A 23,012-nucleotide genomic window follows, 5' to 3' on the forward strand; every position below is an offset into this window, starting at 1 on the left:
TTAAATAAACTACCCCGCAGCAAGCTGTCTTACCTTCGGCTCGACTTCGCTCCGCGAAACGGGGTATTAATCTCAGAACAACGTTAACTGATTATCTTTATGTAGAGCTTTGTACTTATCGCCTTTTCCTTGGCTATTGACGTAATTCGCTATCATCGATTCATCACCATGTTTTTCGACCGTGCTTGCAAAATAACCATCACTCCATTAAGTAGGATTACTGACAATTTTCAAACCCTAAAATCTGCAATTTGAACTCCGTTGGGTAAGCATATTAATTCATCCCTGTATAGTTATTTAATCTAAATAAATCGGTTGGGAGCGTTCATATACGCAGAAAAAATTACTGATAGCAAGGCATGAATAGCAGCAAGTAGTGGTTCTACTTGCAAAATTTATAACGCAGCTAGCGGTGATTTTGGCATGTATATGAATGTTCAGCACTCACCTAATAGGTGAATTAGGGTTGTTTAATTTTGTATCTAATTTCAATAAATTAAAGTTAAATTGTGCGTTCAACCGATTTATTTAGGTTTAATCGTCAACTACACCAGTGGCGACGGGGTATCACTGGATGTGGGGTTATATTATATGCCAATGCGGTAGGTCGATTATTAGGTACGGTATTATCAGGCTGGTTATATCAAATACATGGTTTAGAGGCTTGCTTATGGATATCAAGCGGATTATTACTCTGTGCGATGTTGGTTTCGGTTAAGCTTAAAAAATTAATTACCTCTAAACTTATTTCTCTAACGTAGGAAAAGGCTCACCTTTTGATATTAAATAAAAGTGACAATCATTAGGTTTATTATATTTTTGATCATCAAACAGCATTGATTCGTGTTTAAAGCCAGCATCATCTAAAAAGTCTGCTTTAGCTGTATCAAAGCCTTTGAAATACGGCGCATTAAAGTATTCTGCCTGCTTAAGCTCAATGCCAACGGTATAAAATAGAAATTTTATTTCAGAGTATGAATATGTAGCGTGTGTCATCACTAATATTTTGTGCCCCTTTGACTGTATAGCTGCAACTTCACGCAACGCTTTATAATCGTAATAAAAGGTTAATCGTCCATTTTGTGTAACAAACTCCTCATTAAATCGACCATAAGCCTTCCCAAGTGATAAAAGAGTTTCGTCTAAATCAAGGATCATGGTTAAAGGAGGGTTAATATCAGACACAAATAAAGCCGCTCTTTCCAACCACTCTTCTTTAGTTTCTGGGTATTGATATTCAAGCTCGATAGCTCCTTCATTTTCAAGCAGCCGTTTTTTCTCTTGTGTAACGTCTTGTTGAGTTTTTACCGCTTTACACCTATGAACATAGGCTTTAGAAGGCTGAAAAAAACGGTTAACCTCAGGGAAAAAAACCGATTTCACGTGATCAAAGTTAAGCGTCTTCTGTCCTTCGGGCTGTATGAAAATGCTTTCCTTTTGGCTACTCAAGATTTTATTATCAAGAGGCATTGAATTACCTAAAACTTGTGATGGAAATAAAATCGTATATGAAACGCTCATTCATTAGCCCTCCAAAGTTTATTTCAACAAATGTAATCTAATACCAACTACATTAATTGATCTCTCACTCAGCAAGAGATAATGGTTTTCAGTACAAGTCGCATGTCGAAGTACTATATTCCCTACGGCCGCCATACAAAGCTGGCGTTCAACGCACTTCGTGCTTTTGTCGGGATAATTCAAGTGCCTGTAACGCAGTAATGGAACCCTTTAGCCTTGCTGAGCGATCACTATTGAATGCGGATTGGTATTACTTCAGTCCTTGCTGATACGCTTTTAAACCTTCCCGAATGCTATCAATCGTGGATAATAACCAACAAGCTACAAGCAATTTAAACTCAAACCCTGCTGATACTAATAGTTCACCATAGATACCTTGGTGTATTTCTGCCATTATTTGACCCAGTTCGATGGGCAACTCACCACTGACGATTTTATCAGCAACTTGTTGAGAAATCGCCATAATGCTCTGAAGCAGCATGATTAAGCTAATTAACGTGACAGCAATAAAAGCATACCCTCTATAGCGCTTTTTAAGTAAAAGGTGTCCGCTTCCCGGTAAAACAAAAGCAGAGTACAAGCCCGCCTTTAAAGCAATATGCATCTTATCATCCAATTCTTTTTAATACCCTGAACCGATTTATTAAGCATAAACCAAAAATTATAAAACTAAGGTAGTCATTACAGTTTTATTTCATTGTAGATTTTACTAATACCAATTACAGTAATTAAATTCCCAGCTCAGAGCTATGTATGTGTTCAAAGTACAAGTGAAATTGATGAAGACATAGTTATTACTGACATACAAAACTGTCGTTATTACATTGCTACGTTGAGACAATTTTGCGTAGTAATTTGAACACATACAAGCTCCCGAAGGGCAAGGCTAAAGGATTCCATTACTACGTTACAAGTTTTTGAATTATCCCGACAAAAGCACGAAGTGCGTTGAACGCCAGCTTTGTATGGCGGCCGTTAGGGTATATAGTACTTCAAACTTGCGCCTTGTACTGAAATCCTTTAGCTCTTGCTGAGTAGGAAGTTAATTACTGTAATTGGTATAATCTCATTTTTAGAAACAACCCAAGAGGAGTATCTATACTTTTATGCATTCACAAGGTTCCTATTACCCATTTTTTCTTTAGACAACAAAAAAGGAGCCACAGCTCCTTTTTTATTTACTCAAATGAATTGGGTTAGTTAACCATTATCTCTTGAGCGACGTGGACGGTCTGAACGATTACGATCGCCACTTGGACGGCGATTACGATCACCGCGAGGTCCGCCTCTGTCATTACGACGACGAGGTGCGCTCTCAGGGATCACTTGATCACCCGCTTCACGAATATTTAATTGACGTCCACACACTCGTACTTTCTTCAAGTGTTGTACAACATCTTTAGGCATGCCTTCTGGTAGATCAATTGTTGTGATCGCATCATACAATTGAATTTGCCCAATAAACTTACTTTCAATATTGGCTTCGTTAGCAATGGCACCAACAATGTTTCCTACACCTACGTTGTTATCACGACCTACATCAATAACATAGCGGCACATTTTCACATCAGGGTTATCTTTTAACGCGTCAGCTTTACCTACATTAATAGGTCCACGCTCACGACGACGACCATCACGACTGTCTCGGTTATCACGATTACGCTCTTGAATCGCTGGTAACTGCAATGGACGCTCTTTTTGCACTTGTTGCAACAATGCCGCCGCCAATAAATCTGTATCGACTTCTAGCTGGTTACACAATTCGGCAACCGCATTTTTCATGTAGTCTAGATCCCCAGCCAAAGTCTTAGCCATTTGCTCGCCCAAACGAGACAAACGCTTCTCTGAAACTGTTTCAGGACTTGGAATTGTCATTGGCGAAATACGGCTATTCGTTGCACGCTCAATCGTGCGCAACATACGCATCTCTCTGTGCGTTACGAATAAAATAGCCATACCTGTACGCCCAGCACGACCAGTACGACCAATGCGGTGAACGTAAGCTTCAGTGTCATACGGAATATCATAGTTAATTACATGACCAATACGCTCTACATCTAAACCACGCGCTGCAACGTCTGTTGCAATGATGATGTCCAGACGACCTTTTTTGAGCATTTCAACAGCACGTTCACGCGCTTGTTGGTTCATGTCACCGTGCAAAGGTGAAGACGCATAGCCGCGAGCTTCTAGTTTTTCAGCAAGCTCAACACATGAATTACGTGTGCGGACGAAAATGATAATACCTTCAGTATTTTCAACTTCTAATACTCGAACAAGTGCTTCAAGCTTGTTGTGTTGCGAAACCTGAACAAAGCGTTGCTCGATGGATTCAACGGTAGTGTGGCTAGCCGCAATACTGATTTGAGTCGGTTTGTTAAGGTGCTTATTAGCAACTCGCTTAATTTGCTCTGGCATAGTAGCCGAGAAAAGCGCTAATTGGCTTTCTTTTGGCTTATGCTCAAGCACCCACTCAATATCGTCGATGAAACCCATTTTTAACATTTCATCTGCTTCATCGAGTACTAATGCTTTTAAGTTATCTAACTTAAGCGTACCGCGACGCATGTGGTCCATAACACGACCAGGAGTACCAACAATGACTTGTGGTCCACGTTTTAGGTGTTGTAATTGTTGCCCCATGCTTTGACCACCGTATATAGGTAGTACATGAAAGCCCTTCATAAATTTAGCATAACTGCCAAATGCTTCAGCAACCTGCACGGCCAATTCACGTGTAGGAGCGAGTACCAGAATTTGTGGTGCACTTAATTTGGCATCACACTGACTTAAAAGAGGAAGTGCAAATGCGCCTGTTTTACCAGTACCTGTTTGAGCTTGGCCTAAAATATCTTTACCCGCCATGAGAGGCTCGATACTTGCTGCTTGAATTGGGGTAGGTTTTTCATAACCAAGTTCATCTAAAGAACGTAGTAATGGTTCGGATAGACCGAGATCACGGAAAGTTTTTTCAGTGGTTGACATTGAGTTGTAGCCTTGTGGATGCGCTGAGGAGCGCTTAAGTTTCACAGACAGAAAATCAACCCCGTGTCGATTCCCCGCGTCGAAGGCGGCGGAGTATAGCAAGACTTGCGACACTTCTCCAGCTATAATTATTTCTTTAGGTAATTTATTTGATCTTATTCATAGCAGCCTGAATTCTTGCATAGTCTCTTCTATCTTCAGCGCTTACCAAATTTTGTATTCTGTTATGTCTTTTACTAATAGGTGCATGCGGTTCAAAATGGCGCAGCAATGCTTCTTGTCCATCGGCTAATCGCATTCTATATTCAATACTGTCATTCACGCTAACTTTATAAAAATTTACATCGTGGCTTTGGCATTCACGATTTAAATAGCTTAAATAAGTGTCTAATTCCCTTTCGCTTGCCCACTTTTTAGTCATCAATAACTCAAGCTGTTCATTTGCCGCTTTTGAGTGTTCAAATTGACCTTTAAGGTGGTCCTTAATCGCAATTAATCGATAACGGATGTTAAGAGAATGAATATTTGGTACGCAAGATAACAGTTTTGGCGGTTCAACTTGATCTAGAAGGATAGGATCTTGACCATCAATCACAAGACTATATTGATAGAAGGTTTTATTGTTCTCTTGAATTTCTTTGCACTGAACTCGGCCTGAAGCACCCTCACCCAACTGAGAATTTAAGCTATTCATGGCCTGATCACAGTCATACTTATTCTTTGAATGTGTTAAAGTAAATAGATCTTTAGAGGCCGCTTCAAATTTAACCCCAAACATACTACAAACCAGTTCAACAATGGTGCGTAACGGATTGATATTTGGTTGCGACTGATCTTTTATTTGTTGGATAGATTCAGCATCGAGAGCAAGATCACGCTTGCCCGAAAAACTAAACGGCCTTTCTGAAACGGTAAACTGAGACATACTGCCTCCTAAAGAGTCCTAAATACCACTCTTTAAGCATAGCTTATGCTAGATTAAGTGAGTTTTTTCAAGAAATTAATTAAGGTTCACCTAATTTTTAAGGATATTTAGCAACACTTTCGATAAAGATTGTGCTAATCAATTTGCCTGTTTAAAAATATCTTGCATGTGATTGATTTCAACATAGAAGCGTTAGCTGCTTGATTTTATCCATTCAATTTACTGAGAAGAGCACTCCCTAATTGAACATAGGGAGCTTTTATCGTACGAGGGAGCCGACCGAACTAATGAAGCATCGGTTTTAAAAAGCGCGCCGTATGCGAGGTAGGATGCAGTGCAACCTGTTCGGGCGTACCCGTCACCAAAATAGTGCCACCGCCATCACCACCTTCTGGGCCTAAATCAACAATCCAATCCGCAGTTTTTACCACATCAAGATTATGCTCGATGACCACAACCGTATTACCGTGTGATTTCAAACGGTGCAATACATCAAGAAGCATTTGAATATCAGCAAAATGCAGACCAGTTGTGGGTTCGTCTAAGATATATAAGGTTTTCCCCGTATCTCGTTTCGACAACTCTTTCGCTAATTTAACTCGCTGCGCTTCCCCACCAGACAATGTCGTCGCACTTTGACCTAAACGAATATAAGACAAACCAACATCCATTAGCGTCTGGAGTTTACGAGATATAGCAGGAATAGCATCAAAAAACTCACGAGCATCTTCTACTGTCATTTGCAGTACTTCGTGAATATTTTTTCCTTTGTAACGCACTTCTAAGGTTTCACGGTTATAACGCTGGCCTTTACATGAATCACAAGGGACATAAACATCAGGTAAAAAGTGCATTTCGACTTTAATTAAGCCATCGCCTTGACAGGCTTCACAACGCCCACCTTTCACATTAAATGAGAAGCGTCCCACTAAATAACCGCGCGTACGTGACTCTTGAGTACCTGCAAACAGTTCTCGAATCGGTGTAAAAATTCCGGTGTAAGTAGCTGGGTTCGAGCGCGGCGTTCGACCAATGGGGCTTTGATCAATATCGACCACCTTATCGCAATTGTCCATGCCGATGATTTCATTATAAGGCGCAGGTTCATTAACCGTGGCATTATTGAGCATGATATGAGCAATTTTATAAAACGTGTCGTTGATCAATGTTGATTTACCGGAACCAGATACCCCTGTAATGCAGGTCATCAAACCAACTGGAATGGTTAAATCTACATTTTTTAGATTATTACCACTCGCGCCTTTTAATTGAATGGTTTTTTCGGCATCAAACTCAACACGCTCACCTTTCACATGGATTTGCTTCTCACCTGAAAGGTACTGCCCTGTTACTGACTGTTTACACTTTACTAAGTCATTAAGCTTACCGCTGGCGATCACTTCTCCGCCGTGCACACCAGCACCGGGACCAATATCAATGACATGGTCGGCCATGCGAATTGCATCTTCGTCGTGCTCAACCACAATCACTGTATTACCAAGATCACGAAGGTGCTTTAGCGTGCCTAATAAACGTTCGTTGTCACGTTGATGTAAGCCAATGGAAGGTTCATCAAGTACATACATGACACCCACAAGACCCGCACCAATTTGGCTGGCAAGCCGAATACGCTGTGCTTCACCACCGGATAAGGTGTCCGCTGAACGGGATAGATTCAAATAATTCAAACCAACATTGACCAAAAAGCCTAACCGTTCCCGCACTTCCTTTAAGATTTTATCGGCAATTTTTGCTTTTTGTCCCGAAAAAGCCAAGGCTTCAAAATACGCAGAGGCTTCACCAATAGACCATGTGGTGACTTGCGGTAAATTCACCTCATCAATGAAAACATTACGGGCTTCTTCCCTAAGGCGGGAGCCTTCACAGGTCTGGCAAGACTGAGTATTAATGAATTTAGCCAGCTCTTCGCGCACAGAATTACTTTCAGTTTCTCGATAGCGCCGATCCATATTATTTAGGATCCCTTCAAAAGGATGCGTACGCTGCACGACATCACCTTTGTCATTCATATACTGGAAATTTATTTTTTGTTTGCCTGAGCCGTAGAACACAATTTTCTGAACTTTGTCATCTAACTCATTAAATGGCTGCTCAACATCAAATTTATAATGCTCTGCCAGTGAGTTTAACATTTGAAAATAATAGAAATTACGTCTGTCCCAACCGCGGATCGCGCCACCAGCCAGCGATAAGTCTCCATTAATAACGACACGTTCTGGGTCAAAAAATTGCTGAACACCCAGTCCATCACAAGTGCCACACGCACCTGCGGGATTATTGAATGAAAATATTCTTGGCTCTAATTCCGCCATCGAATAACCGCAATGTGGGCATGCAAAATTAGCTGAAAAAATCAAAGATTCTTCATCTGATGCTTCTAAAGGCGCAACAATGGCAATACCGCCAGACAAGGCTAAGGCTGTTTCAAACGATTCTGCCAATCGCTGCTTAATCTCATCACGTACTTTAAAACGGTCAACCACGACTTCGATCGAGTGTTTGACATGTAAATCTAGCGCTGGCGGATCGGACAAGTCACACACCTCGCCATCAATACGCGCACGCACATAACCTTGTGCCGCTAATCCTTCAAGTAACTTAACATGTTCGCCTTTGCGCCCGTTGACCACAGGTGCCAACAACATTTGACGACTGTCTTGAGGCAAAGCTAAGGCATTATCCACCATCTGACTGATGGTTTGTGCTGTTAATGGTACTTGATGCGTAGGACAACGCGGCTCACCCACTCGAGCAAACAAAAGACGAAGATAATCGTAAATTTCAGTAATGGTACCCACTGTAGAGCGCGGGTTATGTGAAGTTGATTTTTGCTCAATCGAAATCGCTGGGCTTAACCCTTCGATATGATCCACATCGGGCTTTTCCATCAAACTCAAAAATTGGCGAGCATAAGCAGACAGAGATTCGACGTAACGTCGCTGCCCTTCGGCATAAAGCGTGTCAAAAGCGAGAGAAGATTTACCTGAGCCCGATAGCCCTGTAATGACAATCAACTCATTTCGAGGAATCGTTAAGTTGATATTTTTTAGGTTGTGTGTCCGAGCCCCGCGTATTTCAATCTTATCCATCTGACTTTAGTCACCTTAGCTCTGAAAAAAAGATTCATAGTATGCCAGATTCTATTTACCGAGGTAATAACATTTAAATTCTGAAGCTAAACTGACAAAGAACCATTTATTACCCCAAAAAAAATATGTAACGATAGAATCAGCTTTCATCGTTATTAACTATTAGTTAGGGGTGTTTAATGGCTATACAAACTGTAACAAAATCTGAATTAGCAGGCCTTTGGGCAGCGAACTATTTAACCCACGTTGTAACCGAAGGAATCGCCCTTGGACCTGCTGCTCCAATGGCACCTTTTATGGCGCTTGGAACGGCAACCATTCAGACCACGATTCAGTATGAGATTCGCAATTCTAAACACGCCGATAATAAAATGTTAAACGTAGGCACTTGGATTGCAGAGGCCGGATTAGTCACAATAGCCACTGGTGGATTCGCTGCCTTTTTTCGAGGAGGAAAATTGACTCTCGGTATAGGTAAAGCCGCATGCACTTCATTATTTTCCAATCTTTCAGCCGAAGCTTTAGATCAGTTTTTTGCTCATCAAGGCTTCCCCCAAGAAAGTCGCTTGAGAAGATGGGGAAGACCTATGACTAAACTAATTTCAAGTGTCCCACTTGGAGTTGGCTTTTCTTATTTATTAGGCGGTTCTACAACAGCAGCTGGTGCGGGAGCCGTAGTAAAGAATGGCCTAAGACAAGAGCATGAAATAGACACTCGGCAAGCAGAAATGCCAACTAATGATACAGCTCAAAACCCAGAAGCAACCACTCAATCGTCTCCTTCTATTCCCACTCCAGTTTCAGAAAATCAACCAAGTGAGGGTTCACATGTCAACTTACCTCTCACTCTCGGGATAGCTTTGCCTGGTGGAGTTCTTTTCATTACATTGGGCATCTGCTTATGTGGCTTAGTTATTCATAGCGCAAAAGATGCGAGTAAAGCGGCAAATCTATTACTAAAAAAATGCCAAGACGCAAACTTAAACTACACCAAAAAAGATGTACTGAAAGCCATATCTGAATACGGTGAAGAAGCTGAACATAAATTATTAGTCGATAGCATTCCAGCAAGGCAAATCCATGGTGTTATTGAAAGAACAACCACGGTCTAAAGCAACATTTTAAAATATCGGGAATCAAGACTTGTTCAAGCTGGTTTCTGCCTAATTTTAAGCATTAAGGATTTAGTATTATATGAAATTTCTCTGGTTAATCAAAATTAATAAATACAGGTAAAACAACAATACCAACATCAACAGATTAAATATCAATAACTTACAACAATATTAATACGGAATTACCCAACTTTGTTTTTGAGTTACCTAATTTCCCTATGGTAATATGATCGTTCTGCAGTTTTTTGATGTTTAAGGTAAAAACATGGCCAATAGTGGCTTATCTAACATAGAAAAAAAAGTCGCCTTCTCTCTCGCCAGTGTGTTCGGCTTGAGAATGATGGGATTATTTATGATCATGCCCGTCTTCGCACTTTATGGTCAACATCTTGAAGGATTTTCACCATTATGGGTTGGTGTTGCCATTGGCGCTTATGGTTTAACCCAAGCTCTTTTGCAAATTCCATTAGGCATTTTATCGGATAAGATTGGCCGTAAGCCAGTCATACTGTCTGGTTTGCTCTTATTTGCCATCGGCAGCATTATTGCCGCCAATTCAGACAGTATTTACATGGTCGTTTTCGGCCGCGCGGTACAAGGTATGGGAGCAATTGCCGCTGCCGTGTTAGCGCTTGCCGCTGACTTAACCCGCGATGAGCAACGTACCAAAGTCATGGCAATTATTGGTATGTGTATCGGGTTTTCATTTGCACTGGCGTTATTAGTCGGACCGATTATTGCCGAGCATCTTGGGCTTTCTGGGCTGTTTTTTATGACCGCTTTATTTGCGGTATTTGGCATGATCATCGTACAAGTTTTTATTCCGACTCCAGTATCACACGCCCCTAAAGGCGATACACTCGCGGCTCCGGCACGCTTAAAAGCCATGTTAAAAGATCCGCAATTGCTCCGTCTCGACCTCGGCATATTCATTCTTCATTTAACTTTAACGGCTGTATTTGTGGCTTTACCATTTGTGTTGGTCGATGCTGGTTTTGCGAAAGAACAACATTGGAAACTCTATTTCCCTACCTTTATCGGTGCTTTCTTTTTAATGGTGCCCTTGATCATCATTGGCGTAAAAAAGAAAAACACCAAAGTTACTTTTCAAATTTCGCTTATCATCATGGCACTTGCATTGGGAATATTAGCCATATCCGCAGGGCATTTACCGCTTATCATCATGGCGATTTTATTCTTCTTCACAGCCTTTAATTACCTCGAAGCCTCACTGCCCAGTTTAATTGCAAAGTTTTGCCCAGCTGGTGATAAAGGCTCAGCCATGGGCGTATATTCAACCAGTCAATTTTTGGGTGCATTTTGTGGCGGCATGCTTGGCGGAGGCATCTATCAGTTTGTCGGAGCAACAGGTGTATTTTTATTGGCTTTAGCTTTAATATGTTTTTGGCTAGTATTAACCTTAGGCATGAAAAATCCGATATTGCTAAAAAGCTATACCTTAGCGGCTAACATTAAAGATAAACAGCAAGCCAGTGTTATTGCAGAGAAATTATCCGCCATGAAAGGCGTTGCTGAAGCAATATTGATCATCGAAGAGCAAGCGGCATACTTAAAGGTTAATGACCAATTTGATATATCCGAAGCTCGAGCTGTGTTAGGCTCTACAGAATTGTAAAAAATCGAACCGCGTACCTTTGCCGTAACGCAAGTAAGCAATAATTCAAAATAATCTCAGGAGATATTAATGGCCAGTCGTGGTGTTAATAAAGTAATTCTAGTTGGTAATTTAGGTCAGGACCCTGAGGTTCGCTACATGCCAAATGGTGGGGCTGTCACTAACTTCACTATCGCAACTTCCGAAACTTGGAAGGATAAACAAAGTGGTGAGCAAAAAGAGAAAACTGAATGGCACCGTATTGTGATCTATCAGCGTTTGGCTGAAATTGCCGGTGAATACCTGCGTAAAGGCTCAAAAATCTATGTTGAAGGTCGTTTACAAACAAGAAAGTGGCAAAATCAGCAAGGTCAAGATCAATATACGACCGAAATCATTGTTAATGAAATGCAAATGCTAGACAGCCGTCAAAGTGGCCAAGGTGCGCCTGCTCAAGGTGGTTATGGTAATCAAGCTCAGCAACAACCTAAGCAAGCTTATCAACCACAACAGCAAGCACCTGCTGCACCTGCTGCACCTGCTTATCAACCACAACAACAAGCTACACCTGCTTATAACCCTGCACCTCAACAGACACCAGCTCAAGCTGCGCCAAAACCGGCACAAGCCGATCAACCACAGCAAAACTTTACACCGAATTTAGATGACGGTTGGGATGACGACATCCCATTTTAACTTAAGATAAATGACTAAGGAAAATTGCGGAAGAAAGTATACCGATGAGTTCTTGTCACTCCAGTGCAGGCTGGAAGCGAAGTAACGACAGTTTTGTATGTCGGTAGTCTAGTGTCTTTGCTTTTTTCTATAAAAGTCGCTGGATACCAGCCTTCGCTGGCATGACAAAGATTGGTACTTTCTAAATCGCTAGCTCCTAAATGTTGAAAAACATTCACTCTGTATAAAAAAGCCCAGCCACTCACTGGGCTTTTCTTCTGTAAAAAAAGGGATTAATAGTTTATTATTTCACTTCACTTCAAGGAATGAGGATTATTTTATGCTTACAAGGACGTGGCATTTTGCTTTATTTACTATTTTTTTATGTTTATCTTTACCCACTAATTCAAAAAACATTACTAAAGCAGATGTTATCAAGACTTCACTGCCATTTATAAAACAGAGTTTGAATGCAGCACCTTTAGAGTGTTTAGGGATCAGCAAGTCACAGCTTGACTCAACCTTCGAACAAGCGAACCAGACCTGTCAATCCAATATCCCTCAATCAATGCCGCAACATGAATTTGAACAACAGCTTGATCAGTTTTCCAACTGTATATCGGCTGGTGTACAACAAGCTTTTGATATACCGGATGAACAAGTGCAACAATGTGTAGATCTTGCCGAATTGAGAGATTCAGAATTCGTAGAATCTGACTATGATGATCCCAAAGCTTATCTAGAACGAATGACTGGTAAATTAAATGATGCTTTAATTCAACACGCTCAGTTGTCTGATACAACAAATATCCCATTTCCTTTATATCCTAATCATAAGGTGATCAGTCACTTCCCTGATGGAATGGGGAATTTGTCGAATGAAAAGTCTTTGCCTGTATTGGTTATTGCGAGCAACGACTCATTTGATGATGTCGTCACTTTCTACCAGAAGCATCTAACAAGCTTTCCACGCTATAACGTCAATGATGGCGTAATTTTTATGGAAGAAGAAGTCCCTAATTTTGACCTACTCAGGCATTTTAGTGTTTACACTTCAACACCTCATGTAATGATTGAAGATATGAGAGACAGTCCAATCGCTAATAAAGTGGGTGGTACAAAAGTCGAAATTAGCTATCGCAAGAAAAACTAAAAAAGGGCGATTCAGCCCTTTTCCTTAATCCTAGAAACATTAGTTGACTGCGTTCTCAAGCGTAGAAAAAATGGCTGATAGTAAGGCGTAGCTTGCAGCAAGCAGTTATTCTACTTGCAAAAGTTACAACGCTGATAGCAGTCATTTTAGCAAGCTTGTGAACGTAGAGCACTTCACTCATTGGGTGCAAACCATGATGATAAAATCATCGTATTGCTCAAACAGTTACTCATATACTCAGCGTTCGACTGACGTTTTATCGTGAAAATAACCGCTAATACCTATTCCCAAGCCTGTTAGTGAAAACATAAAAGCTAAAAATCACTTCGTCTTTAGCTTTAGGTTGGAAATAATCTTCAAATCTCAGCGAATACAATTTTCATGGTGTAGGGTGATAGAAAAATAGATCAAAAGACCCTAGTGCCTTTGCTTTTTTCTATAAAGCCACTGGATACAAGCCTTCGCTGGTATGACAAAGATTGTACTTTCTAAATCGCTAGATACCTAAAAACTTTAACTCATTCACCGATAGAGAGTTTTATTTACTGTTTTTTCTTTATTAGGGTAAGATTACAATTAACTATCTAAAAACAAACTTTGGAAGGCATTATGACAATATCTAATACTTCCTCTGCTACCTCCCTTCAAGCAGTTAGCTTTCATCAAGGCGATTCTTCTTGCTCCCTTAGAAATGTCGACACACAAAGCAGCTCTAGTATCAATGAGCACAATAATGCACTAGGTAGTTTTCACTCAGGAAGTGAATCAGGACTCGGTTCAAGTGCTTCAAGTCAGGTTTTTTCAAACTCACCTTCAAAAAATCTTTCTACAACTAGCATGGGTGCACTACAAACATCCGAGCAGGGAATTGGGGCTAATGCACCTTTTAATATGAATTTTGATTTGTCATCCAAGTCACAAATCGCACTTACCAATGCTTCAGCATTAACTAAATTTATGAAACCAGGAAGGGTTAACAGTGAATTAGGACAATTCCACAATGCAACCCCTCCCATGTTCACCATAGGCAGCTCAAATTTAGAAGATTCAATCGAAGAGCTTAAATCCTCCTCTCCTCCGAATCAAAAGCCTGCTGAGTCCGTTCGTCACTCCCCAAAAAGTGAACTTTAATTTAATCCTAAGTTAAAGGATCCACCTTCTTAGAAGTTGGCTTTGCCTTTCGCCCCCCTATAAGGGGGCTGGTGCTTGCCCTCTTAGAAGGCAAGCTGTTGTCCCCGATACTTGCGAATTAAAAATCTAATCTTTCTTGTTCCTTTTCAAGCTCTTCCTGATACTTGGCATACTTTCTTATCATTTCTGCGTCTATGCCTACTGTTCAACACAATACCCTTTAGCCCAAAAATGATTACCCAAATATGGCTTTTTCCGTATATGTGGGAACTGTTTAACCTAAATGAATCAATTGGAAGCGTTCATATACGCAGAAAAAATTACTGATAGCAAGGCATGAATAGCAGCAAGTAGTGGTTACCGACATACAAAACTGTCGTTACTTCGTTTCTACTTGCAAAAATTACAACTCAGATAGCAGTCATTTTAGCAAGTTTGTGAGCGTAGAGCACTTCACTCATTGGGTGAAAGCCATGACCCTAGAAACATCAGTTGACTGCGTTCTCAAGCGTAGAAAAAATGGCTGATAGTAAGGCGTAGCTTGCAGCAAGTAGTTATTCTACTTGCAAAAGTTACAACGCAGATAGCAGCCATTTTAGCAAGCTTGTGAGCGTAGAGCACTTCACTCATTGGGTGAAAGCCATGATGATAAAGTCATCTTATTGACTCAAACAGTTACTCATATACTTAGCGTTCAACTGATGTTTTTAGGATGATGATAAAGTCATCGTATTGCTCAAACAGTTACTCGTATACTCAGCGTTCAACTGATGTTTTTACCGTGAAAATAGCCGCTAACACCTATTCCCAAGCCTGTTAGTGAAAGCATAAAAGCTAAAAATCGCTTCGCCTTTAGCTTAGGTTGGAAATAATCTTCAAATCTCAGCGAATACAATTTTCATGGTGTAGGGTGATAGAAAAATAGTAGTCAAAGTAAACGCATATGACATCTATGCCTATCATGAACGTTTAGGTTTAAAGAGGATGACTGTAAAATTTATGCTGATGATGGAACAAGAAATTCAGCAACCATTAAGCGAAAAATTTTGAACTTGGTGAAAAGTCACACTTCAAAAGACAGTGTTGCTGGCAAGGTGCAGCGAGCCTGATGGGATGCAAAATTTAGGGCTGAGATTTTGCTTGGTTAATAATCAATCAAAGCATAATCCCGCCCTGTATCAAATCGCCGTTGTTAGATTCATCTATACTCAAAATAGTCAAACCACTATGTGAATGGGATCTTTCTATGTCTTCAATGCCTCTCAATAAAAATTTACATTTTGTTAGAGAAGCGACCTCAATCGCCATCAATCAGCAGGTGTACAATAAAAAGCATCAAGGTGAGCGAGTCATTACACTATCGCTTGGTGAAGCTTATTTTGATATCCCTGATTTTGGATTTGATGCGATTAACTTTAAGCAAGGTTATCATTACAGCGACACGGCAGGTTTACCTGCTCTACGGCAAAAATTGGCTGCTCATTACTCCAATCAATTTAATATCCATTCCATAGATGCCGATAAAAACATCATTATTTCTGCGGGCTCTAAATTGCTCACTTATCTATCGATGCTTGCCATACTAAATCATGGCGATGAAGTGTTACTGCATGAGCCTGCTTGGTTAAGTTACCAAGATCAAGCCAGTTTATGCGGGGCTGAAACACGTTATATTCCTTATCATGTTAAGGCAGAAAACTTTAGACAGTATTTCTCAGAAAATACAAAGTTACTCATCATTAATAACCCCAATAATCCTGCTGGTTGGATTTATGACAAACACGAGTTAGTTCAACTTATTAAACTGGCTGAACAAAGTGGAATTTATGTCCTTTTCGATGAAGCGTATAGCGACTTTGTTGCGAATACTGAGCACTTCCATTCTGCAAGTTATTATATTGCCGACTTTGATAATGTTATCGTCGTAAATTCTATGTCTAAAAACTTTGGAATGTCAGGTTGGCGGGTAGGTTTTCTTGTTGCTACCCCTCATCTCGTGCAACATATATTGAAACTCAACCAACACATTATTACTTGTGCACCGACGCCATTACAGATGTATTTTGCCGAGCATTTCACTCAAATTTACCATTCATGCCAGCAACAGATTAACGCGCTCATGGTTAAACGACAACAGGTTGCAAACTTGCTTGAACAGCATCAACTTAAACCTTTATCAGGTAATGCTACTTTTTATTTTTTTATTGATATTAGCCAAAGTAGTATGAGCTCAAAACAGCTCTGTAAAACCTTACTTGAGCATTTCAATATTGCCCTTGTTCCAGGAAGTGCCTATGGACATTCTACTAATGGTTTTATCCGGTTATCTTTTGGCACCGAGCCCCTTACTGATATTGAATACGCAATAAAAACCATTGCATCATTCTGTAGCGGGGAGCAAGAATGAAACCTTGGATTATTCATATCGGTTCAGGGCAATGGCAACAACAAGCCATTATTGCAATGAAACAACGCGGATATAAAAACCTTGCTGTTGATGGCAATCCTCATGCTGCTGGCTTTGTTCATGCAGATGACACTTTAGTGACCGATATTTTAAACCCAAGCCTTACCTTACATACCGTCATCAACTATTGTCTTTTGCATAAGATTGTTCCAAATGCCATTTTCAGTATTGCCAATGAAGTTGGTCAAGTTTCAGCGGCGACCCTTAGACAACACTTTGCTCTTGCTGGTGTCCATGCGGAACTCGCCATGAAACTTACCAATAAAGCTTTGCAACGCCAACTCTACCAAGGACAGCGCTTTTCACCACATTACCAAGTGTTCGATACCAACTTGCTTGACCGTTTAATCCCATCGCATTTTCCTGATGGTTTTTTACAGCAAAAACTGATTGTAAAACCTGTTGACGCTTCAGGGAGTCGAGGGATAACCATTGTAGCGCCATCAGAAATTAATGAACTACGTCAGGCTGCTGAATATGCTAGCCATTGTTCACGGACTAAAAAGATTATTGTTGAACAATTTATTGAAGGACAAGAATATACCCTAGAAAGCGTTATCATCGAGGGGAGAACTCACCCTTTATTGATCACAAAGAAGGTGCAAGGGAATTGTGGCACAGTATCTCGTATGCTAATGACCGCCGAACTACCTAATTTAACCAAACAAGCCATCTACGACACTGTTGCCAATGCACATCGTTTATTACAATACGAAAATGGCATCAGTCATGCTGAAATCATTGTCGACAATAACAAACAAGTATGGATAGTAGAGGTTGCTGGCCGTGGTGCTGGTTGGGCTGTTTCTGAGAAATTCATCGAATTTGCCACTGGTTATCATTACTTTGATGCAAGTTTAGCTTTCAATTTAGGTGAAAGAATTGAAATTCCGAGTTCAATTCAACCATCTTCATGCTGCATTCGATTTTTTGAAACTCAATCGGGTGAGCTAATAGAGTTATCGATTCCTCAAATCGAAGGGGTTTACGGTGAACAAATACTTCTAAAAGGCGCAAAAATGCATGATGCTAAAACCGATAATGATCGCATTGGCTTTGCTATGTTAAAAGCCAACTGTAATAAACAATTAATTGAAAAACTGGATCATATAGAAGCACAAACTCAAGTCGTGTTAAAAACAAATTGAGTTTGTGCTTTTTATTTATCTACATATTTAATGGCTGAATTTATATTTTTTCAGCATTTGTGCCCATTGGTTAGAAACATTAGCACCAAGTACCAATAAACACGGCGTTAAGAACAAAGTCAGTATAGTCGCAAAACCTAAACCACCAGCAATCGCGCTAGATAACTGCGTCCACCACTGGGTTGAGGGAGCACCAAATGAGATTTCACGGTTAATAAAGTCAATATTCATCGACAATACCATTGGGATCAGTCCTAAAACCGTTGTGCCAGCTGTGAGTAAAACTGGTCTAAATCTCAGCTCTCCAGTTATAAGCGCCGCATCGATTGAGCGGTGCCCTGCTTTTACTAAACTGTTATAAGTGTCTATTAAAACAATATTGTTGTTCACCACAATGCCAGCTAACGCAACAATCCCTAGTCCAACCATCACCACACCAAAGGGTTGCTGTGCAATCAATAATCCAAGCAAGACGCCCGAGGTCGAAAACACAATCGCACTGAGTACAAGCAGACTTTGGTAAAAGCTATTAAATTGGATCAATAGGATCATAAGCATTGCAAATATTGCAATCAAAAAGGCTTGCCCTAAAAACAGACCTGTTTCTTGTTGATCCTCAGAGTCCCCTTTCACCGCGATGCGAATATCCGCTGCAAATGAAGCATCTTTGAGCTTTTCTTGCAAAGTAGTTAAACGCTCGTTAGCTAAAAAGCCTTCTCTTACATCCGACTGCACAGTAATCACGCGCTTAGCATCGACTCGTTTAATGGTGCCCACTTTCGCTACTGGCTTTAAGGTGACGAAGTTGGATAAAGGCACTGTGCCATTCACCGTTTGAAGATTAAAATTCACGAACTCATCAAGGTTTCGTGCGCTTTGTGGAAAGCGGATCACAATATCGACTTCTTCTTCTGAATCATCAGGGCGAAAATCGGTAACTTTATAACCACGAGTCATCATTTGGATCGCGCTGCCGATCAAGTTTACATCCGCACCATATCGAGCCGCTTCTTCTCGATTGACCGTAAGTTGCCAATCAATACCCGGCAATGGTCGGTTATCTTCCATATCTTTAAAGCCATCAAGCTCAGCCATGGCCTGACGAATTTGCGAAACCGCATCGTAAATGTGTTCTTGACTGATACCACTCACTTGCAACTGAATAGGTTTACCACCAGACGGCCCATTTTCTTGAGTGCGAAACTCTAAAATAACTCCTGGAATATCCGCCGTAGTTTTCTCCATTTCTGCCAAGATTTTGCTTGCTGGGCGTCTCAATTTCCAATCAACAAACTGAAACTGCAATGAACCAATCACATCTTCCGCTTTATTGTTCCCGGCCTGATTAAATGAGCGTCCGTATACTGATTTCAGTTCACTCAATCCCAGTAAACGTTTTTCAACCTTATTGAGTAAGGCATCTTTTTCATGGATGGACAGATCACCACGTGCATGTACAAACACTTGAGCGCTATCAGGCTCCACTTCAGGGAAAAACTCAGTACCTAAACCAAAGCTAAAATAACTCACATAACTGAGAATGATCGCAGCTAAGGAAATCCCCAATACTTTAGCTGGGTGGTTAAGTCCTAAGCGTAATACATCGGTATACCAGCCTTTACTCCCTGTACTGGCTTGCTCAATATCATCAAGGTTTATTTCAAGTTCATTATTACCTGTCAGTTTGCCATCTTTGCCAATCAAACCACCAAGAACAGGCAAAAAGACCAAGGCTACGACCAATGATGCAAGAAGACAAATCATCACTGTAATTGGCAAATATTTCATAAACTCACCAACGGTGCCTGGCCAGCCAACAAGGGGCACAAATACCGCTAAAGTGGTTGCCGTAGATGCAATAATCGGCCAGCTCATCCTTTTAGCCGCTAGCGCAAAAGCTTTACGCGCTGTCAGCCCTTCTTTTGCGTAACGGTTGGCCAGCTCAGTGACCACAATGGCTCCATCCACCAACATGCCAACAACTAAAATCAAGCTGAACAATACGACAATATTCAGTGTAAAACCAATAAGGTAAATGACTAAAATACCAGCTAGGAAAGACGCTGGAATGGCCATACCTACCAGTAATGATGAACGCACACCTAACGCACCAACAATGACAATCATCACCATAATGATGGCGCTGCTCACATTGTTTTGCAGATCTTTAAGCATGTCTTCAATTTGGCCAGATTGATCCAAAATATAATCGAGTTCAATATTGTCAGGCCAATAGCCTTGTTTATCCGCAACAATCACTTTGATCTGCTCAATCGTATCGATGATATTAGCGCCAACACGTTTCGAGACCTCAAGTGAAATAGCACTTTGCCCATTCACTCTTGCAAAACCGGGGGAATCTTTAAAGGTACGGCGTATACTGGCTACATCACCAAAAGTCACCACCGTATCATCCACAGTTTTGATCGGCAGAGACAACATGTCGTCGACGTTTTCGATTACACCCGGTACTTTAACCACTAAGCGTCCATCGCCATTATCTAACGCACCTGCAGCAACAAGTTTATTATTGTTACTGATACTGCTGATCACGCTTAGAAAGTCAATTTGGTAAGTCTCTAAGATCAGCGGATCGACGATAACTTCGAGCACTTCTTCTCGGTCGCCGCCAATATCGACCTCAAGCACCTCAGGCAGAGCTTCAATATCGTCTTTTAAATCTCGCGCCACTCGAAGTAATTGCCGTTCAGGGATTGGGCCAGATAAACTCAGCGAAAGTACCGGAAATAAAGCGACATTTACTTCGTGAACTTCAGGCTCTTCACCACCTTGCGGCAACTTAACTTTGGCTAAGTCGACTTTTTCTCGCACATCAAGTAAAGCTTGATCACTGTCAAAACCGGCATCAAATTCAAGGGTTACTGAAGCATGGCCTTCTGAGGCCACTGACTTCATTTCTTTCACTCCTTCAATGCTTCGCAGCTCTTTTTCCATAGGGCGAATAAGCAATCGTTCAGCATCAGATGATGAAATGCCTTCGTGAGACATTGAAACATAAATTGTAGGAATAGCGATATCAGGCTGTGATTCACGAGGAATTGACGCATACGCCACAATGCCACTAATAATTAAACACAATAGGAAAACTAAAACCGCTCGACTGCGAGACATGGCCCAATCAATGATCGAATTCATTCTTGATTATTCCTCGGCCGCTAATGCAACTTGCGGATCAACCAATTGACCTTGACGAACAAAACCTTGGCCAACAGTGATAAGACGCACCTGATTAGGCAGTCCAGCCAGATAAGTTCCGGTATTGTCAGAACGGATAATCGTCACTTGAATATCTTTGACTTTATTCTCACTGTCGACAGCTTTGACTTGCAATTGGCCTTGAGTCGATAAGTCGAGTAATGATGGTGACAATTTATGAGCCCATTCTTTTTCGAGTTCAATACTGACTTTGGCACTTTGTCCAAAAGCAGGAGCATCATTTAATTCACTGATCTTGGCCTCGATCCGATATGTCCGAGTTTTAGGATTGGCATCCTGCGACACATAACTTAATTTGGCCGTCAATTTACGCCCTGATATCAGTTCAGCATGCACAGGCATACCTAATTTAAGCTTTTGCACGAAATGCTGCGGTACATTTCCGACTATCAGCAATTGTTTATCGTCAACGAGGGTGCCGATTTTATCGCCTATCGATAAGTAGTCACCTTCATTTACCGTTAATTCATTTAAAACCCCATCAAACGCCGCACGTACCTTCGTATGTGCAACATCTAAAGCCAGTTGTTTCACTCTGGCTTTGGCTTGTGATAATTGCGCAAGCGCTTGTTTATTTTGATTATCAGATACGAGACTTTTTTGCATTAATTTGTTACTTGCTTTGAGCTCTGATTGCTTAAGCAATAAGTCCGCTTTGGCATAATCGAGTTCGGCTTGTCTATGGTTAACTTCAAGCTCAATGACCGTCTGTCCCTTTGTCAGTTTGTCGCCTTTCAAAGCTGATTTTTTAGCGACTTTTCCTTGAAGCTCAGACTTAATATCAATGCGGCGATATGCTTCAATTTGACCTTGTAATTCAACCAAATTTTCGATTGGTTCAGCGCTAAAGTCTTGCACCTGTACTTTGAATATAACTGGCGCCTTTGCTGACGATGTTTCGACATTATCTGTCGAGGCTTGAGATTGACTACCACTGATTGTGCCAGTAATGATCCAAACTACAGCAACCACCGACAACACCATTGCAATAATGAGCGAATTTGATTTTGATTTCAGCATAATCGTCCAACTTAAGAGTCCATAAATGACTTTTCATTTGCTTTTCAATAAGACGCAAAAAAGTCTAAAAGTATTTATTCTAACCACATATTATGACTACTATTCACAATGTGACTACCAGTCATAAGTTTGTTAATTTTTTTAGCGCAAATTCAACCTTGGTAACCAAGGATCCCTGCAATCATGAATTTGGTCGTAATGCGGATAAAATCTTCTTGTTTTACCGTACCATATTGCTGCAAATCGCCATCCCAAATCATTGCTAAAGCACCATGAAAATTAGCGTGTAAAGCCAAGGCTATTTCTTCAATCGGTTGAACAGGAATTTCACCTTTCTTCATCCCCATTTCCAACACTTTTTCAAAAATGTCGTCACACTTTTTATCAAAACGTTCGAACGCAGCAGTTAGTTCGGGAGATAACCGCTGTTTAAAGTCTGTACGTTTGCAATAATGCGCAATTTTAGCCGCGACAGGATGTGCAATCGAGGTGAGTAAAGATTGCTCGATGACTTGGCTTAACCAGTCAATCGCGCTTTGTTCATGATCTATCGCCAACCAAAGTTTTTCATAACCACCAAAATGAGCCAAAGCAATCCGTGCATAAATCTCTTCTTTACAAGAAAAGTGTTTGTATACTGTTCCCTTACCAATTCCGGCTTGCTTAGCGATGTGTTCAACCGTCACACTTTGCCAATCAGAGCCTTCAAACAAGCTCAGCGCCGCCGCAAGAATATCTTGCTCACGCCTTGCGAACTCACGCTCTTTTCGACTTGATTCGTTCTTCATCCACATAACCTTGTTGTACTTTTCAACATTAAATAGAACTCACAGTCATTTTGTGACTGCCAGTCACGAAATTAAAGCATAAATGAATTAAATATAAAAGGAAGAGAATTGATTTATTTAGC

Annotated in this window: 15 protein-coding genes and 2 pseudogenes; 8 read left to right on the plus strand and 9 right to left on the minus strand. The window is 40.8% G+C overall.

What is annotated here, in order from left to right; all coding sequences use genetic code 11:
• Positions 1–72 precede the first annotated feature (72 nt).
• Positions 73–207: pseudogene (locus E2I05_RS22695) on the minus strand (IS200/IS605 family transposase); the annotation flags it as partial.
• A 327-nt stretch (positions 208–534) separates the two neighbouring features.
• Here E2I05_RS22695 and E2I05_RS22700 point away from each other — a divergent pair.
• Positions 535–761 (plus strand): annotated as a pseudogene (locus E2I05_RS22700) (organoarsenical effux MFS transporter ArsJ); the annotation flags it as partial.
• On the opposite strand, the gene E2I05_RS18645 reads toward E2I05_RS22700, so the two are convergent.
• The 5 genes from E2I05_RS18645 to uvrA form a co-directional block, all read right to left on the minus strand.
• The gene (locus E2I05_RS18645; RefSeq protein ID WP_121851888.1) at positions 745–1,521 is read right to left on the minus strand and encodes a hypothetical protein; all 777 of its coding nucleotides are present in this window, start codon (positions 1,519–1,521) and stop codon (positions 745–747) included. The pseudogene E2I05_RS22700 and the gene E2I05_RS18645 sit on opposite strands and share 17 nt — an antisense overlap.
• 250 nt (positions 1,522–1,771) lie before the next feature.
• Positions 1,772–2,125 carry a hypothetical protein gene (locus tag E2I05_RS18650; RefSeq protein WP_121851889.1) on the minus strand — a complete coding sequence of 118 codons (354 nt, stop codon included), beginning with the start codon at positions 2,123–2,125 and terminating at the stop codon, positions 1,772–1,774.
• A 596-nt stretch (positions 2,126–2,721) separates the two neighbouring features.
• The gene (locus E2I05_RS18655; RefSeq protein WP_121851890.1) at positions 2,722–4,506 is read right to left on the minus strand and encodes a DEAD/DEAH box helicase; all 1,785 of its coding nucleotides are present in this window, start codon (positions 4,504–4,506) and stop codon (positions 2,722–2,724) included.
• 145 nt (positions 4,507–4,651) lie between these two features.
• A complete protein-coding gene (locus tag E2I05_RS18660) occupies positions 4,652–5,431 on the minus strand; it encodes a hypothetical protein (protein ID WP_121851891.1) in 780 nt (259 codons plus the stop codon).
• Between the two features lie 284 nt (positions 5,432–5,715).
• A complete protein-coding gene (uvrA, locus tag E2I05_RS18665; protein ID WP_121851892.1) occupies positions 5,716–8,541 on the minus strand; it encodes an excinuclease ABC subunit UvrA in 2,826 nt (941 codons plus the stop codon).
• A gap of 179 nt (positions 8,542–8,720) precedes the next feature.
• Between uvrA and E2I05_RS18670 the strand changes: the two genes are divergently transcribed.
• The 7 genes from E2I05_RS18670 (at position 8,721) to E2I05_RS18705 (ending at position 17,845) form a co-directional block, all read left to right on the plus strand.
• Positions 8,721–9,653: a hypothetical protein gene (locus E2I05_RS18670; protein ID WP_121851893.1), complete on the plus strand. Its 933-nt coding sequence runs from the start codon at positions 8,721–8,723 to the stop codon at positions 9,651–9,653.
• Between the two features lie 268 nt (positions 9,654–9,921).
• Complete coding sequence (locus tag E2I05_RS18675) at positions 9,922–11,292, plus strand: MFS transporter (RefSeq protein ID WP_121851894.1); 1,371 nt, start codon at positions 9,922–9,924, stop codon at positions 11,290–11,292.
• Between the two features lie 69 nt (positions 11,293–11,361).
• A complete protein-coding gene (ssb, locus tag E2I05_RS18680; RefSeq protein WP_121851895.1) occupies positions 11,362–11,967 on the plus strand; it encodes a single-stranded DNA-binding protein in 606 nt (201 codons plus the stop codon).
• A 319-nt stretch (positions 11,968–12,286) separates the two neighbouring features.
• Positions 12,287–13,099 carry a hypothetical protein gene (locus tag E2I05_RS18685; protein ID WP_121851896.1) on the plus strand — a complete coding sequence of 271 codons (813 nt, stop codon included), beginning with the start codon at positions 12,287–12,289 and terminating at the stop codon, positions 13,097–13,099.
• 609 nt (positions 13,100–13,708) lie between these two features.
• Positions 13,709–14,230 (plus strand): hypothetical protein, encoded by a 522-nt coding sequence (locus tag E2I05_RS18690; RefSeq protein ID WP_121851897.1) that lies wholly within the window; start codon positions 13,709–13,711, stop codon positions 14,228–14,230.
• Positions 14,231–15,476: 1,246 nt separating this feature from the next.
• A complete protein-coding gene (locus E2I05_RS18700; protein WP_121851898.1) occupies positions 15,477–16,637 on the plus strand; it encodes a pyridoxal phosphate-dependent aminotransferase in 1,161 nt (386 codons plus the stop codon).
• Positions 16,634–17,845 carry an ATP-grasp domain-containing protein gene (locus E2I05_RS18705; protein ID WP_121851899.1) on the plus strand — a complete coding sequence of 404 codons (1,212 nt, stop codon included), beginning with the start codon at positions 16,634–16,636 and terminating at the stop codon, positions 17,843–17,845. The genes E2I05_RS18700 and E2I05_RS18705 overlap by 4 nt, the downstream gene beginning before the upstream one ends.
• Positions 17,846–17,872: 27 nt before the next feature.
• On the opposite strand, the gene E2I05_RS18710 is transcribed toward E2I05_RS18705, so the two are convergent.
• The 3 genes from E2I05_RS18710 to E2I05_RS18720 all read right to left on the minus strand — a co-directional run bounded on the left by E2I05_RS18710 (position 17,873) and on the right by E2I05_RS18720 (position 22,890).
• The gene (locus tag E2I05_RS18710) at positions 17,873–21,001 is read right to left on the minus strand and encodes an efflux RND transporter permease subunit (protein WP_121851900.1); all 3,129 of its coding nucleotides are present in this window, start codon (positions 20,999–21,001) and stop codon (positions 17,873–17,875) included.
• Between the two features lie 6 nt (positions 21,002–21,007).
• Positions 21,008–22,102, minus strand: a complete 1,095-nt coding sequence (locus E2I05_RS18715) for an efflux RND transporter periplasmic adaptor subunit (protein WP_121851901.1) — start codon at positions 22,100–22,102, stop codon at positions 21,008–21,010.
• 152 nt (positions 22,103–22,254) lie between these two features.
• On the minus strand, positions 22,255–22,890 hold the full coding sequence (locus E2I05_RS18720; RefSeq protein WP_121851902.1) for a TetR/AcrR family transcriptional regulator: 636 nt from the start codon (positions 22,888–22,890) through the stop codon (positions 22,255–22,257).
• Positions 22,891–23,012: the final 122 nt, after the last annotated feature.

It is taken from the genome of Parashewanella spongiae, assembly GCF_004358345.1.
GTDB lineage: Bacteria > Pseudomonadota > Gammaproteobacteria > Enterobacterales > Shewanellaceae > Parashewanella > Parashewanella spongiae.